This is a genomic window from Prevotella koreensis (assembly GCF_003977605.1).
In the GTDB taxonomy this organism is placed as follows: Bacteria; Bacteroidota; Bacteroidia; order Bacteroidales; family Bacteroidaceae; genus Prevotella; species Prevotella koreensis.
The window spans coordinates 411,423-426,142 of record NZ_RYYU01000001.1 but is presented as its reverse complement, the minus strand read 5'-3'; the positions used below and the strand labels follow the sequence as shown (position 1 = coordinate 426,142).

The window sequence follows — 14,720 nt, the reverse complement described above, 5'->3', positions numbered from 1 at the left end:
GGCAATAGGGAATCTAAGCAAATGCGGTCTAATGATCGATTTGAGGTAAACCCAAACATGCCAAAATGCAAACCAAAACGGGCGAAATTGGTCTGTAATTTGGGCGAAATTGGTCTGCAAATTGGGCGAAATTGCTTTCCGAAAGATATGCCATTGCTGTGTCATCGGCAGTTTGAGACAAGACGAACAAAGATATATCTAGTTCGATTGTTGATTAGATGTGCTGACGTTTCATCGAAAGCGTAGCGGGCTACGGAGAGATATAATGGCTGCGCAGATGTCGGCAAGCAGACTAAAGCAATAAGAAAGCATGACGGTAATAACAAATCTAAGCAAATGCGTTCTAATGAATCAATTTGGGTTTAATATTGAAGAACATGTGATGAATCTTTTAGAGAAATTGAATCGGTTAGTAAGAATAACGACAAAGAAGAATGAAGACGGCCTCGTTGAATACAGTTAGTACTTATTAAACAATGAGTTGTTAAAGAATTAACCGAAAGAGATTATTATACATAAAACAAGAAAAGCAAAACTTTTAACACAATAAACTTGATTTCGGAGTTTTAAAGATGTAACTTTGCAACCGAAAAACGCCACCATATATGTGGAAAATAAAAAAACTTAATGTATTTACCTAAATAAAACCGTTGACGGAATTAAACATGAAAAAATATGAAAAAATTGGGGGGCTGCTTACTATTCTACTTATATCATGCGATCCATATATTTATAATATAGGATTTAGTCCTCACACGGTAACCGGTAATAGTAATTTATACAAACTAATTGATCACGAGTTACTTCATCTTTGGCAATCACGTGCATTAAATGATATGTTTTTGCTGAATTATGGATTACAAGGAATAAATGCTTTATTGTTAAAAGGAAATTTTGTTAAAGATAGGAATTATTATGAAGACTTTGTCAATAACTACGAATGGTGGTAAAAGGATAAAATTTCTTGTTGCCACAATCATAGCAATCGTATTCTTTCATTCTTGTGATATAGGTTATCTAATTCCTTTTGAGAATAATCTCAAGCCTAATTTAGATATTGCTACAGAAACAGGTAGTGCAAGTATTAATTGTATGTGTTTTCAAGGAAAATATTATTATCTTGGTTACGACTTAAAAGGTAGTTATATCATCAATCCGGACTCTTTGAAATTATTGCTCAATGACGAAAATTTAATTTTTCAGCATGACAGACTCAAAAAAATATCAATCAATAAGGGCTATATAGTAAAGAGCAATTCTACAGTTAAAGACTGTTACATTTCTATAGATATACGTTATGAGCGTAAAGATGAAACTAAAGAAATCAAAAATCCCTTGATCTTATCAATACTCCCATCTGACTTTATCACGAGCAATGGGAAAAGAATTCTTAATGACACATTGAGGGTAAAATTGTTTAACCCTATGAAAAAATAATCTTTATCTGTTGAGAGAATAGCAAAATGGAATACTCTCGAAATTAGAATATAACCTTTAAAACATACAGATTGAGACCTCACACGGTAACCGGTAATAGTAATTTATACAAACTAATTGATCACGAGTTACATAATCTTTGGCAATCACGTGCATTAAATGATATGTTTTTGCTGAATTATGGATTACAAGGAATAAATGTTTTATAGTTAAAAGGAAATTTTGTTAAAGATAGGAATTATTATGAAGACTTTGTTGAGCATTACAAATGGTGGTAGAAGAACAAGGCTTCTTGTTACTGCAATCATGACTATATTGTTATTTCAGTCTTGTTGTACAGCCTCTCATCTGGTTTTTGATAATCAAAAGCCAAAGATAGATATTGCTACAGAAACTGGATTTGCAAGTATTAATTGTATCTGTTATCAAGGGAAATATTATTATATTGGTTATGAATTAAAAGGTAGTTATGTCATCAATACGGATTCTTTGAGACTGTTACTTAATGACGAAAATTTAATTTTACATAATCCTGAACCACAAAATATATCAATCAGTAATGGTTATAAAGTAAAGAGCAATACTACTGTTAAAGATTGTAATGTTACTGTATATATCTTCTATCATCGTAAAGATGAAACTAAAGAAATCAAAAATCCCTTGATCTTATCAATACTCCCATCTGACTTTATCACGAGCAATGGGAAAAGAATTCTTAATGACACATTGAGGGTAAAATTGTTTAACCCTATGAAAAAATAATCTTTATCTGTTGAGAGAATAGCAAAATGGAATACTCTCGAAATTAGAATATAACCTTTAAAACATACAGATTGAGACCTCACACGGTAACCGGTAATAGTAATTTATACAAACTAATTGATCACGAGTTACATAATCTTTGGCAATCACGTGCATTAAATGATATGTTTTTGCTGAATTATGGATTACAAGGAATAAATGTTTTATAGTTAAAAGGAAATTTTGTTAAAGATAGGAATTATTATGAAGACTTTGTTGAGCATTACAAATGGTGGTAGAAGAACAAGGCTTCTTGTTACTGCAATCATGACTATATTGTTATTTCAGTCTTGTTGTACAGCCTCTCATCTGGTTTTTGATAATCAAAAGCCAAAGATAGATATTGCTACAGAAACTGGATTTGCAAGTATTAATTGTATCTGTTATCAAGGGAAATATTATTATATTGGTTATGAATTAAAAGGTAGTTATGTCATCAATACGGATTCTTTGAGACTGTTACTTAATGACGAAAATTTAATTTTACATAATCCTGAACCACAAAATATATCAATCAGTAATGGTTATAAAGTAAAGAGCAATACTACTGTTAAAGATTGTAATGTTACTGTATATATCTTCTATCATCGTAAAGATGAAACTAAAGAAATCAAAAATCCCTTGATCTTATCAATACTCCCATCTGACTTTATCACGAGCAATGGGAAAAGAATTCTTAATGACACATTGAGGGTAAAATTGTTTAACCCTATGAAAAAATAATCTTTATCTGTTGAGAGAATAGCAAAATGGAATACTCTCGAAATTATAATATAAACCTTTAAAACATACAGATTATGAAAAAAGCATTTTATTTGTTCTCATGTCTTCTTCTATGTGCTTGTTGGGCACCATTCCCAAGTGCACATGAAAGAGCCATGCAGGTTGGGCGGTTTCGTCCAAACATAAATAACAATATTGAAGAAAAAATCAATATTGACGGTTATTATGTAAATACAAATCATAATAGAATTCATAAGTATAATAATGAGATACCATTTATTCTTTATAATGATGGTACATACGGTGATATTTATTTGGAGAATGAAGATTCTATATATAAGCAAAAAAGTGATTCGGTAGATTTTAAAAATCAATTATATTACGGTTTAGGTGGATATTATGAAGTTAAGGGAGATACGATAGAGGTGGATACTTATATACATTATCAACTTTCCATTACGTTAATTAAAAGATATTATAAAATAATAGACAGAAATCACCTCTTTTTCTTTAAAGAAATATGGGTAAAGTCACGTATAGACGATGAACCAGAAAAACCTTGTGAGCGTGCTGTGTTTTTTGAACTCATCCCCAACAAGCGTTTACCTCCATCAACGAAGTTTCGTTCAAAGTTAAAGAAATGGATTTGGGAGGACAAGAAGGATTGGAAGAACTATAAAAAAGCATACAAGGAAGCAATGAAAAAGAAATGATATGTTAATAACGCATGTATAACCTTAAACCCAAATGGGGTTAAAATATGTTCGTTTTCTTTGGAGTTTTATCAATAAATGAGTAATTTTGCAGACAAAACGGATAAGAGAACAATGAGTACCTCTGAAGAATATGCCCGTATGATGGCTCGCTCGCGCATCGATGGTGCGCTTGTCGGTGTTATGTGGGCTGTGGGTTTCCTGTTTACGGTAGCAGGTTTCACCAACCCTGCATGGTCTTTTGCAGCAATGATAATCAGCATTGCCTCGCCTTTCTACGCATTGTCACGAATGAAAAAGTTCCGAAGGAGAGTGCTTGGCAACAGCATGAGTTTCCGCCACGCATTGGGGTATGCAATAATGATGATGATTTGCGCAACATTGATTTTCGCAGCTGTGCAACTGGTTTATTTCCAATTTCTTGATAACGGTTATTTCCTGGAGCATTACAGCAATATTCTCCGCTCGCCTGAAATGGCAGAAACATTTGGGAACTATGGTCTTTCGGGGCAGGATGTCGAGTCGGTTATTGCCGTGCTTTCCGAAATGCGCCCCGTGGAAGTGGTGATACAGTTTCTCTCCGGCAACATACTGTTCAGCATGTTGTTAAGTCTTCCATTGGCACTATTCGCAAAAAAAGGCAACAACCACAAGGCCTACGGCAATGATGACGAAGGCTCTACTCTGATATAGAACTCTTAGAATCAACAATACATGGACATTTCTGTTGTAATACCTTTATATAATGAAGAGGAGTCGCTTCCCGAACTCTTCGCATGGATTGACCGCGTGATGAAAGAGAACAACTTCTCTTACGAGGTAATTTTCGTCAACGACGGTTCGCGCGACCACTCTTGGGACGTTATATGCGACCTGAAATCGAAACACCCGCAGGTGAAAGGCATAAAGTTCCGCCGCAACTACGGCAAGAGTCCTGCGCTATACTGTGGTTTCGAGGAAGCATCAGGAGATGTTGTAATCACTATGGATGCCGACTTGCAGGACTCCCCGAACGAGATTCCGGAACTCTACCGTATGATTACTGTTGAGGGCTACGACCTCGTTTCCGGTTACAAACAGAAGCGTTACGACCCATTGTCTAAAACACTTCCCACGAAACTGTTCAACGCCACGGCACGCAAGATAAGCGGGATAAAGAACCTGCACGACTTCAACTGCGGACTGAAGGCATACCGCATCGAGGTAGTAAAGAACATCGAAGTGTATGGCGAGATGCACCGCTACATACCATATCTGGCAAAGAATGCGGGATTCTCCAAGATTGGCGAGAAGGTGGTGCAACATCAGGCACGCAAATACGGCACGACGAAGTTCGGCCTCAACCGCTTCTTCAACGGCTATCTCGACCTCATCACGCTATGGTTTCTTAGCAGTTTCGGTAGCAAGCCGATGCATGTGTTCGGTTTTCTGGGCACTATTGTATTCATAATCGGCTTCCTCTCTGCTGCATTCATCGGTGCCGACAAACTTTGGTGTCTCGCAAACGGCATCAGACAGCGACTCGTTACCGACTCGCCGTTCTTCTACATCTCGCTGACAATGATGATACTGGGAACGCAACTCTTCCTCACGGGCTTCCTTGGTGACCTTATAAGCCGCTCATCACAGAACAGGAACGAGTACCAGATTGCAGACAAGATTTGAGAAACAACGCAGGAGTTGGAGTGGGAACGAGTGGTAAGAGGCGAAAAAGGAGAAATATTTTTTAAACAGATTATTCAACGGTATGAGAAAATTGTTCGGTATTATTACTTTCGCGGCATTGCTTGCGGCATGCACGTCAATAGACTGTCCGCTAAACAATGCAGTCTATGCCACATATAACCTGTATGGCAGCGATGGCAAACGCTACACGCTGAATGATACGCTTACCATTTTCACGGAGCGAAATACGGGCGGCGACACAATTCTCCTGAACCGTAAGACAGGAGCCACAACATTCAGTCTGCCGGTGAGTTATGCAGGCGATGCCGACCGGATGGTGCTTGAAATGCGCAACTCGGAAAACGAGGTCACATCAGACACCATTACGATAAGGAAAACAAACTCCCCCCACTTTGAGTCGATAGACTGTGGCCCCTCGTTCTTCCATACCATATTGGGAGTGAGTTGCACTCGAAACAGGATTGATTCGGTAATAATTAACGACAGAGAAATAAACAATGATGCCACCAAAGAGCATATACGCATATATTTCAATTCTGGCTCTTAGCCTCATGCTGATGCCTATGTCAGCCGATGCGCAACAGCAGAAATTGGTAGAAAAGCCTGACACGCTGCCGTTCTTTAGGGGCATTGCGGTGTCGGCCGACCTCGTGGGGGCTGGCATGATGACACTCGGCGACTACGGACAGTATGAGGGTGCGGTACGTGTGAACCTGCGCAACAGATATTTCCCCATTGTGGAAATTGGTTATGGCAAGACCGACCACACCAATGAAATCACAAATATGAGATACAAGACGAGCGCACCTTACGGCAGAATAGGCATAGACTTCAATCTTCTTAAAAACAAAGACGACATCTACCGTCTCTATGCCGGAGTGCGTTACGCATATACATCATGGAAATACGATTTGGAATATCCTGTCCTTACAGACCCTGTTTGGGGCGGCACAGTGGAATATGGCGGCAAAGACATCAAGTGCCACTACCATTGGGCAGAGGCGGTGTTCGGTGTTGATGCCACGATATGGGGACCGATACACCTCGGCTGGAGCGTGCGCTACCGCCAACGCATCAGTTATGACAACGGAATGTTGGGCAACTCTTGGTATGTTCCGGGCTACGGCAAAGACGGAAATTCGTGTTTTGGAGGTACGTTTAATGTAATATTGGAGATTTAACTATGAAACGTTTTTTTCAAATTCTTTTCCTTGTGTTGCTTGTTGTTGGTACTATACTCATAATAAGGCAACAGCAAACCATGCCCTATCAGCATGACACCGGCGAGGTGTTCGGCACGTTCTACACAATCACATATCAGTCTGACAAGAACCTGAAAAGCGAGATTGAGGCTGCACTGAAAAACGTTGACGACGAGTTTTCGATGTATAACAAGAACTCAACGGTGTCGAAAATAAACCGCGGAGAGAAGCCTGTACTGAGCGAAATGTTCATGGAGGTATATAATTTGGCACAGACTGTGAACAAAGAGAGTGAAGGAGCGTTCGACATAACGGTGGCTCCGCTGGTCAATGCCTGGGGCTTCGGATTCAAGACTCGGCAGATACCTGACAAGCATAAGGTGGACAGTATCTTGGCTTTCATCGGCAACGATAAGTTCAAGGTGGTGAACGAGGGCAATCAACTTGTACCCAAGAAGACCGACGCGCGCACCATGCTCGACTTCAGTGCCATTGCTAAAGGTTATGGCAGCGATGTTGTGGCGCGTCTGCTACGCAGTCACGACGTGAAAAACTTCATGGTGGAAATAGGTGGAGAAATCGTAACGAGCGGCAACAGCGAGAAAAGATTGCCCTGGAAAATCGGGGTAACAAAGCCGGTAGATGACTCGATAAGCGTTGACGGAGAACTACAGACGGTGCTCAACCTCACCGACAAGGCCATGGCGACAAGTGGGAACTACCGCAAATTCTACTATAAGAACGGCAAAAAATATGCTCATACAATAGACCCTAAGACAGGAAAACCGGTACAACACAACATTCTTTCGGCCACGGTAATTGCGAAAGACTGTGCCACGGCCGATGCCTATGCCACGACATTCATGGTTCTCGGCTTGGAAAAGACAAAGCGCGTACTGGAGAAACACCCCGAACTTATGGCCTATCTCATTTATTCCGGAGAGAAAGGGGAAAACGCTGTGTGGTTCTCTCCATCGCTCGAAGGAAAAGTTGCGAACTGACTTGACCTTTAGGAATTGCGCCTACACGACCATCTGCTACTGCTCCCGCCGTTTCAGGGAATGAGTCGTAACGATATGGAAACTGTCGTTGCGCATACTCGTTTGGCATTCTCAAAGCATGGCAGGGGCAAGGTGGTGATTCAAGAGGGTGAGAGATGTGACCGTCTGTGCTTCCTGCTGCAAGGCGAACTCACCGCAACAGAAAATGCCGACGATGGCAGTTACAGCATCGAAGAGACGGTGAAGGCTCCGGCAATGATACAGCCGGAACGCATTTTCGGTATGGATCAACGATATACAAGGACATTCACCACCACGACAGATTGCAGTATCGTAAGCATAGACAAGAAAGACACCACAAGACTTATGTCCGAGTTTGAGATATTCAGACTAAACATCCTGAACATACTCTGCACAAAGACGCAGCGGCTTTCACGCCAGCAATGGCGCAAAACACCGGAAACGATACGCCGGAAGGTTTTCGGTTTCATTGAAACAAGATGCCTGACACCGGCCGGACACAAGAGACTGAAGATAAAAATGGAGGTGCTCGGAATGCTGCTCGGAGAGAGCCGGATAAACGTTTCAAATTGTCTGAAAACTTTAGAGAATGAGGGACTGCTGACGCATAGCCGTGCGACAATGGATATTCCTGCGCTTGAGAAACTGAAGGAGTGAAATATTAGTTAAAAATTCGGGCATTAAGCAGCAACAAGGAATTATTTTATTACCTTTGCAGAGTAAAGGAAAGATATGAGAGAAAGTAGATAAACAGGATTATGGAGAGTAATAAAATCGAGAAGAAAGAACGTCAGAATCCGTTCTTCCTGAAATATAATACCCCACACGAGACCGCACCTTTCAACGAAATAAGACTCGAAGACTATGAGGAAGCGTTTGTTGAAGGCATAAGGCGAGACAACGAACAACTTGACAAAATCATCAATAACCCCGATAAGCCCACATTCGACAATACCTTGATAAGCAAAGACGAGGATGACGAATACTACGGACTGCTTGGTAGAGTGAGCACGGTATTCTTCAATCTGCTTAGTGCCGAGACCAACGATGATATGGACGCATTGGCACAGAAGTTGCAGCCGATGTTGACAAAGCATGCCAACGACATGATGCTCAACAAAAAACTTTTTGAAAGAGTGAAGCATGTGCATAGGCATCACCGTAAACTTACGGTAGAAGAGAAACAACTCCTGGAAAACAGTTATCAGGGGTTTGTGCGCTCCGGAGCATTGCTTGACGAGGCAGGAAAAGAACGATTGCGCAAACTTACGGAGGAGGCTTCGATGCTATCGCTGCAATTCTCACAGAATCTTTTAAAAGAGAACAAGGCCTATATCCTGCATATCACAGACGAAAAAGACCTTGACGGACTGCCCGAAACGGCACGCGAAGCAGCGGCAATGGCGGCAAAGGAACGCGATATGGAAGGTTGGGTGATAACACTCGACTATCCGAGTTTCGGACCGTTCATGACATATAGCACACGGCGTGAACTGCGCGAGAAACTGTATATGGAACGAAATTCGGTCTGCATACACGACAATAGCGAAAACAACCTTGACATCTGTAAACGCCTTGTGAACCTGCGCAGAGAAGTGGCGCAGTTGCTTGGCTACAAGACATACGCCGACTATGTGCTGAAAAGACGCATGGCGGGCAATACACGGAATGTTTACCGACTGCTAAACCAACTCATCGATGCATATAAACCTACCGCTGAGAAGGAGTTGGAAGAAGTGGAGAGGATTGCAAAGCGCACCGAGGGGAGCAGTTTCGAGTTGATGCCTTGGGACACCGGATTCTATTCGCACAAGTTACAGATGAAGAAGTATAACCTTGACAGTGAAATGCTGAGACCTTATTTCGAGTTGTCGAAGGTTATAGACGGCGTATTCGGACTTGCCAACAGGTTATATGGAATAACGTTCAAGGAGAACAATGAAATAACGGTATATCACCCCGACGTGAAAGCCTACGAAGTGTTTGACAACGATGGGAAATATCTCGCGGTGTTCTATGCCGATTTCCATCCGCGTAAAGGAAAACAGAGCGGGGCATGGATGACGGAATACCAAGGGCAATATATCGACAGAAAAGGCGAAAATATAAGGCCACACGTGAGCGTGGTGATGAACCTTACCAAACCCACAGAAGAGAAACCTGCACTGCTCACGCTTGCCGAAGTGGAGACTTTCTTGCACGAGTTCGGACATTCACTGCACGGAATATTTGCCAACAGCAGGTTCGGAAGCCTATCAGGTACCAACGTGCTGTGGGATTTCGTTGAACTGCCGTCACAGTTTATGGAGAATTTCTCTGTTGAAAAAGAGTTCTTGCGCACCTTTGCCTATCACTACGAGACCGGCGAAGCGATACCGGAGGAACTGATAGCACGCATCGTGAAGAGTCGGAATTTCATGTCGGCAATGGCATGTATGAGACAAGTGAGTCTGGGACTGCTCGACATGGCCTATTATACCAAGCACGATGAGTTTGACGAAGACATACTGAAATTTGAACGAAAGGCATGGGAAAAGGCTATCGTTACAAAAAAACGACATAAGCATAATACATGTATGACGGTTCAGTTCTCGCACATCATGGCCGGCGGATATGCCGCAGGGTATTATAGTTACAAATGGGCCGAGGTGCTGGATGCAGACGCTTTCAGTGTGTTCAAAAAGAACGGAATATTCGATAGGCAAACGGCACAGAGTTTCCGTGATAACATATTGTCGCGCGGAGGCACCGAACACCCTATGACTTTATACAAACGTTTCCGCGGAGGAGAGCCAACAATCGACGCACTTCTCAAACGGAATGGTATAAAAGTGAGGAAAAAGAAGAAATAATAAGTCGGAGAACATTGGAATACCGCTATGGACGAGAAACAGAAAAGACTTGACACGCGCTACCTGAGAATGGCTCGTATATGGGCAGAGAACAGTTACTGCCAACGGCGTAAGGTTGGTGCACTCGTGGTAAAGGAGAAGATGATAATCAGCGATGGATACAATGGAACGCCAAGCGGATTTGAGAATGTGTGCGAAGACGACAACAATGTCACAAAGCCATACGTGCTGCACGCCGAGGCTAATGCCATAACGAAACTGGCAAGGAGTTCAAACAATAGCGACGGCTCTACGCTCTACGTGACAGCATCGCCGTGTATAGAATGTTCGAAACTGATAATACAGGCTGGCATAAAGCGCGTGGTGTATGGCGAGAAATATCGACTGGAAGACGGAATAAATCTATTGAAGCGCGCCGGAATAGAGGTGGTGCTGCTCGATTTGGAAAATATGGAAAATAATTCATTGTAAGAATATGAAGCAAAACAAGAATAACCGATACATGCCTCTGCTGATGGCGGTGTGCGTAATGGCGGGAATATTGATCGGTACATTCTTCGCCAACAGGTTTTCGGGCAACAGATTGAACATCGTGAACAACGGTGGTAACCGAATCAATAACCTGCTGCACATTATCGACGACCAATATGTGGACAAGGTGAACATCGATTCGCTCGTAGAAAAGGCCATGCCACAGATACTTGCAGAACTCGACCCGCACTCCGTATATATAAGTGCGAAAGAGGTACAGATGGCTACAGACGACCTCAAAGGGTCATTCTTCGGAGTGGGAATAGAGTTCGTGATTCGCAATGATACGCTTCATGTGCAGGGAGTGATTGCCAATGGACCGGCTGAGAAAGCCGGAGTGATTGCCGGCGACAAGATAATAAGCGTTGACGACAAACCTTTCGTGGGCAAGGCGGTGAACAACGAGGAGGCAATGAAACGCCTGAAAGGAAAGAAAGACACAAAGGTGAAAATCGGTGTGAAGAGGTATGGCGACAAAAAAACAAAGTACTTCACCATCACTCGAGGTGAAATACCGATGAAGAGTATCACCGCTGCATATATGATCAACGACAAGACGGGATATATAAAGGTGAAGAACTTCGGCGAACACACCTACGACGAGATGACCATTGCGCTGGCAAAACTCACGAGTGAGGGCATCTCAAACATCATTCTCGACCTTCGCGACAATACCGGAGGGCTTCTGAAATCGGCAGTGCTTATGGCACAGGAGTTCCTTCCGGCCAACCAACTCATCGTTTACACCGAAGGACGCAAGTCACCACGACAGGACTATAAGAGCGACGGGCGTGGAGCATTCCAGAAAATGCCGTTGGTGGTACTGATAAACGAGTCGTCGGCTTCGGCTTCTGAAATCCTTGCAGGTGCCATACAGGACAACGACCGTGGTACCATAATCGGCAGACGGTCGTTCGGAAAGGGACTTGTCCAGCAACAGATTCCGTTCAATGACGGTTCGATGATTCGTCTGACAATAGCACGTTACTACACTCCTTCGGGAAGATGTATTCAAAAACCTTACAGCATTGGCGACGGAGCAGGTTACGAACAAGATTTGATACACCGCTATGAGCACGGCGAATTTTTCTCGCAAGACAGTATAAAGCATATGGGAACTCCGTATAAGACACGCATCGGCCGCCTCGTATATGGCGGTGGTGGCATCACTCCGGACATCTTTGTGCCGGAAGATACGCTCGGTATCACGTCTTATTACAAGGAAGCAGCGATAAGTGGACTGATACTTCAGTTTGCTTTCACATACACAGATGACAACCGTCTGAAACTGAACAACTTCAAAGAGATGATGCAGTTGTCTGACTATCTGCAAAAACAGAACCTCGTGGAGCAGTTTGCCAACTATGGTTCAAACCATGGATTGCAGCGACGCAATCTCATGATAAACAAGAGTTATAAACTACTCGATCGTTACATAAACAGCCGCATCATATATAACATACTGAACGAACAGGCTTGGATACAATACCTTAATCAAGATGATCCGGTGATAAAGAAAGCACTTGAGGTATTCGGTAATGGCGAAGCATTCCCCAAAAAGCCTGCACCAAAGAAAACTACAAGCAACAAGCAGAAGGTTGCATATACAAAAATGTACGGCGACCCGATAAATATCAATCAAAACATGAACATCATAGCGAGGTGCTAAAGATGGAAAAGAAAGATTTAAGGAAATTCATTAGAATGCAAAAGCGACAGTTCAGCCAGCAACAATTGGCAGAACTGTCGCTTTCTGTCATCAACAGACTGATGGCAAGTCCTAAGATGAAAGAGGCAAAAACGGTGCTGATGTACTACTCGCTCGATGACGAAGTGAATACGCACGATATCGTTGACACCGTTCTGAAGCAAGGAAAGACGGTGCTGTTGCCCAAAGTAATCAGCGAAACGGAAATGGAACTGCGGCGATATACAGGGCCGCAAGACTTGCAAGACGGTTTTTTCAATATCATGGAACCATCCGGCGAACTGTTTGAAAATTATGAAGATATAGACCTTGCCGTTATTCCGGGCATGGCTTTTGATAGTCAGAACAATCGCTTGGGAAGAGGTAAAGGGTACTACGACCGTATGTTGCCGAAACTCGTAAATGCTTATAAAATAGGCGTTTGTTTCGATTTTCAACATCTTCCTGGCATCCCTGCCGACGAGAACGACATAAAGATGGACGAAATAATATAGGCATCAGCAAACAGAAAAACCGTTCACCTATCCCCGGAAATCAATATATGCGTATGTCTATGATAAGTCGCGAACCCACACTTTGGTTGAGTCGCGAAACGAGTTGTGTACGCATCATGTTAAGATCGGCTCGCAATGCAGGGTTTGTTATCTTTACAAACAACACTTGACTGCGGATATATTTCTCCGAGGTATATCGCGAGACGTTATGCCCTACCACCGTTTCCCAAGACTCAATGAGACGGTTTTGCAGCATCGGCGTTTCCAAACCGTTCTGCCGCAAGGTCTTGTTCAACACCTCAGATAAGGCCAACACTTCTCGTCTAAACATAATCTGCCATTAAAGAATTAAATAAAACAAACAGCACATTGTCAACAACCAACTCTCAACAACAAATATTCCCTTCCCTCACCTCAAACAAACAATAGTCTGCTCCGCTGCCTTCGAGAATTTTGTCTATGTGCTCACGATTGGTATCGGTTATGAAAATCTGACCGAAATCCTCAGTTCCGACAAGCCTTATTATCTGCTCCACACGATTAGCATCAAGTTTATCGAATATATCATCGAGCAAAAGCAAAGGTGCAGTTCCCACCTTGCTCTTCAAAAACAACAACTGCGCAAGTTTCAGAGCGGTGACAAAAGTCTTGTTCTGTCCCTGACTTCCCTCTCGCTTCATCGGATAATCGCCAAGCATCATCTCAAGGTCGTCACGATGAACGCCATGCAACGAATAGCCCATTATGCGATCTTTGGCACGGTCGCAACGTATCACATCGAGCAACGGGCCACGCTGACAATGAGACACATAACACAAACTCACTTTTTCTTTATCCCCGGATATACGCTGATAAATCTCTTGAAAAAGTGGCGAAAGCGACTCTATGAAATCACGCCTTTTACCATACAGCAACTCACCTTCATGCGCCATTTGTTCCTCCCAAATATCAAGCAACGAACCGTCAGGCTCCGTTTCGAGTTTCAATAGCGAATTACGTTGCATCAAAGCCTTGTTATAACGGTTGAGTGAGTCAAGATAAGTGCGGTCGTATTGTGCCACAACAACGTCCATAAGTTTGCGTCTTTCCTCGCTCCCACCCTCTATCAGCACTGCATCAGACGGCGAAACCATAATCAAAGGCAACAGTCCGATATGTTCAGACAATTTCCGGTACTCTTTCTTATTGCGTTTGAAATGCTTTTTCGTGCCACGTTTCATTCCGCAATATACCAGTTCTTCATCGCCATTCTCACTCTCGTATGTGCCTTGAAGCATGAAGAAATTCTCTTCGTGACGTATTATTTGCGAGTCTATATTGGTATTTGCACTACGGCAGAACGACAAGTAATACAAAGCATCAAGCAGATTAGTCTTGCCTTCACCGTTGTTACCGACAAGGCAATTCAACTTCGGCGACAACTCCAATTCTGCCTCGGCAATGTTCTTATAATTTAATATCGAGAGTTTCTTTATTATCATCAGCGTATAATTATGCTTGCAAATTTCGGAATAATTTCGGAGATAGGGAAAAAAAAACAATAAAAGTTTC

The 14,720-nt window shown here is 42.5% G+C and carries 17 protein-coding genes; 15 read left to right on the top strand and 2 right to left on the bottom strand.

Features of this window, described 5'->3' with window-relative positions:
* Positions 1 to 665: 665 nt before the first annotated feature.
* The 15 genes from EHV08_RS11395 to EHV08_RS01725 all read left to right on the top strand — a co-directional run bounded on the left by EHV08_RS11395 (position 666) and on the right by EHV08_RS01725 (position 13,169).
* Complete coding sequence (locus EHV08_RS11395; RefSeq protein WP_158676035.1) at positions 666 to 950, top strand: hypothetical protein; 285 nt, start codon at positions 666 to 668, stop codon at positions 948 to 950.
* Positions 916 to 1,437 (top strand): hypothetical protein, encoded by a 522-nt coding sequence (locus tag EHV08_RS01790; protein WP_126677722.1) that lies wholly within the window; start codon positions 916 to 918, stop codon positions 1,435 to 1,437. The genes EHV08_RS11395 and EHV08_RS01790 overlap by 35 nt, the downstream gene beginning before the upstream one ends.
* Before the next feature lie 243 nt (positions 1,438 to 1,680).
* Positions 1,681 to 2,199, top strand: coding sequence for a hypothetical protein (locus EHV08_RS01785; protein ID WP_126677721.1), 519 nt, complete (start codon positions 1,681 to 1,683; stop codon positions 2,197 to 2,199).
* Between the two features lie 243 nt (positions 2,200 to 2,442).
* Positions 2,443 to 2,961 carry a hypothetical protein gene (locus EHV08_RS01780; RefSeq protein WP_126677721.1) on the top strand — a complete coding sequence of 173 codons (519 nt, stop codon included), beginning with the start codon at positions 2,443 to 2,445 and terminating at the stop codon, positions 2,959 to 2,961.
* A 74-nt stretch (positions 2,962 to 3,035) separates the two neighbouring features.
* The gene (locus tag EHV08_RS01775; RefSeq protein ID WP_126677720.1) at positions 3,036 to 3,674 is read left to right on the top strand and encodes a hypothetical protein; all 639 of its coding nucleotides are present in this window, start codon (positions 3,036 to 3,038) and stop codon (positions 3,672 to 3,674) included.
* Between the two features lie 114 nt (positions 3,675 to 3,788).
* A complete protein-coding gene (locus tag EHV08_RS01770; RefSeq protein ID WP_158676034.1) occupies positions 3,789 to 4,367 on the top strand; it encodes a DUF4199 domain-containing protein in 579 nt (192 codons plus the stop codon).
* Between the two features lie 21 nt (positions 4,368 to 4,388).
* The gene (locus EHV08_RS01765; RefSeq protein ID WP_126677718.1) at positions 4,389 to 5,339 is read left to right on the top strand and encodes a glycosyltransferase family 2 protein; all 951 of its coding nucleotides are present in this window, start codon (positions 4,389 to 4,391) and stop codon (positions 5,337 to 5,339) included.
* Between the two features lie 82 nt (positions 5,340 to 5,421).
* Positions 5,422 to 5,907 (top strand): DUF6452 family protein, encoded by a 486-nt coding sequence (locus tag EHV08_RS01760; RefSeq protein WP_126677717.1) that lies wholly within the window; start codon positions 5,422 to 5,424, stop codon positions 5,905 to 5,907.
* On the top strand, positions 5,858 to 6,541 hold the full coding sequence (locus EHV08_RS01755; protein WP_126677716.1) for a DUF6048 family protein: 684 nt from the start codon (positions 5,858 to 5,860) through the stop codon (positions 6,539 to 6,541). The genes EHV08_RS01760 and EHV08_RS01755 overlap by 50 nt, the downstream gene beginning before the upstream one ends.
* A 2-nt stretch (positions 6,542 to 6,543) precedes the next feature.
* Positions 6,544 to 7,563 (top strand): FAD:protein FMN transferase, encoded by a 1,020-nt coding sequence (locus tag EHV08_RS01750; protein ID WP_126677715.1) that lies wholly within the window; start codon positions 6,544 to 6,546, stop codon positions 7,561 to 7,563.
* Between the two features lie 60 nt (positions 7,564 to 7,623).
* Positions 7,624 to 8,241: a Crp/Fnr family transcriptional regulator gene (locus tag EHV08_RS01745; RefSeq protein WP_126677714.1), complete on the top strand. Its 618-nt coding sequence runs from the start codon at positions 7,624 to 7,626 to the stop codon at positions 8,239 to 8,241.
* A gap of 101 nt (positions 8,242 to 8,342) precedes the next feature.
* A complete protein-coding gene (locus EHV08_RS01740; protein ID WP_126677713.1) occupies positions 8,343 to 10,436 on the top strand; it encodes a M3 family metallopeptidase in 2,094 nt (697 codons plus the stop codon).
* Between the two features lie 27 nt (positions 10,437 to 10,463).
* Positions 10,464 to 10,907, top strand: coding sequence for a deoxycytidylate deaminase (locus EHV08_RS01735; protein WP_126677712.1), 444 nt, complete (start codon positions 10,464 to 10,466; stop codon positions 10,905 to 10,907).
* Positions 10,908 to 10,911: 4 nt separating this feature from the next.
* The gene (locus EHV08_RS01730; RefSeq protein ID WP_126677711.1) at positions 10,912 to 12,636 is read left to right on the top strand and encodes a S41 family peptidase; all 1,725 of its coding nucleotides are present in this window, start codon (positions 10,912 to 10,914) and stop codon (positions 12,634 to 12,636) included.
* A gap of 2 nt (positions 12,637 to 12,638) precedes the next feature.
* Entirely contained in the window at positions 12,639 to 13,169 is a 531-nt protein-coding gene (locus EHV08_RS01725; RefSeq protein ID WP_126677710.1) for a 5-formyltetrahydrofolate cyclo-ligase, read from the top strand.
* Positions 13,170 to 13,209: 40 nt separating this feature from the next.
* Here the strand turns inward: EHV08_RS01725 and EHV08_RS01720 are convergent, their stop codons facing one another.
* On the bottom strand, positions 13,210 to 13,500 hold the full coding sequence (locus EHV08_RS01720) for a DUF721 domain-containing protein (RefSeq protein ID WP_126677709.1): 291 nt from the start codon (positions 13,498 to 13,500) through the stop codon (positions 13,210 to 13,212).
* Between the two features lie 55 nt (positions 13,501 to 13,555).
* Complete coding sequence (gene recF, locus EHV08_RS01715) at positions 13,556 to 14,650, bottom strand: DNA replication/repair protein RecF (protein ID WP_126677708.1); 1,095 nt, start codon at positions 14,648 to 14,650, stop codon at positions 13,556 to 13,558.
* Positions 14,651 to 14,720: the final 70 nt, after the last annotated feature.

Bases quoted from the DNA above. Each gene is read 5' to 3' on its own strand.
- EHV08_RS01755 (WP_126677716.1), top strand. From the start codon at position 5,858: ATGATGCCACCAAAGAGCATATACGCATATATTTCAATTCTGGCTCTT.
- EHV08_RS01790 (WP_126677722.1), top strand. From the start codon at position 916: ATGAAGACTTTGTCAATAACTACGAATGGTGGTAAAAGGATAAAATTT.
- EHV08_RS01765 (WP_126677718.1), top strand. From the start codon at position 4,389: ATGGACATTTCTGTTGTAATACCTTTATATAATGAAGAGGAGTCGCTT.
- EHV08_RS01730 (WP_126677711.1), top strand. From the start codon at position 10,912: ATGAAGCAAAACAAGAATAACCGATACATGCCTCTGCTGATGGCGGTG.
- EHV08_RS01720 (WP_126677709.1), bottom strand. From the start codon at position 13,500: ATGTTTAGACGAGAAGTGTTGGCCTTATCTGAGGTGTTGAACAAGACC.
- EHV08_RS01775 (WP_126677720.1), top strand. From the start codon at position 3,036: ATGAAAAAAGCATTTTATTTGTTCTCATGTCTTCTTCTATGTGCTTGT.
- EHV08_RS01745 (WP_126677714.1), top strand. From the start codon at position 7,624: ATGAGTCGTAACGATATGGAAACTGTCGTTGCGCATACTCGTTTGGCA.
- EHV08_RS01770 (WP_158676034.1), top strand. From the start codon at position 3,789: ATGAGTACCTCTGAAGAATATGCCCGTATGATGGCTCGCTCGCGCATC.
- EHV08_RS01735 (WP_126677712.1), top strand. From the start codon at position 10,464: ATGGACGAGAAACAGAAAAGACTTGACACGCGCTACCTGAGAATGGCT.
- EHV08_RS11395 (WP_158676035.1), top strand. From the start codon at position 666: ATGAAAAAATATGAAAAAATTGGGGGGCTGCTTACTATTCTACTTATA.
- recF (WP_126677708.1), bottom strand. From the start codon at position 14,650: ATGATAATAAAGAAACTCTCGATATTAAATTATAAGAACATTGCCGAG.
- EHV08_RS01760 (WP_126677717.1), top strand. From the start codon at position 5,422: ATGAGAAAATTGTTCGGTATTATTACTTTCGCGGCATTGCTTGCGGCA.
- EHV08_RS01725 (WP_126677710.1), top strand. From the start codon at position 12,639: ATGGAAAAGAAAGATTTAAGGAAATTCATTAGAATGCAAAAGCGACAG.
- EHV08_RS01780 (WP_126677721.1), top strand. From the start codon at position 2,443: ATGAAGACTTTGTTGAGCATTACAAATGGTGGTAGAAGAACAAGGCTT.
- EHV08_RS01740 (WP_126677713.1), top strand. From the start codon at position 8,343: ATGGAGAGTAATAAAATCGAGAAGAAAGAACGTCAGAATCCGTTCTTC.
- EHV08_RS01785 (WP_126677721.1), top strand. From the start codon at position 1,681: ATGAAGACTTTGTTGAGCATTACAAATGGTGGTAGAAGAACAAGGCTT.
- EHV08_RS01750 (WP_126677715.1), top strand. From the start codon at position 6,544: ATGAAACGTTTTTTTCAAATTCTTTTCCTTGTGTTGCTTGTTGTTGGT.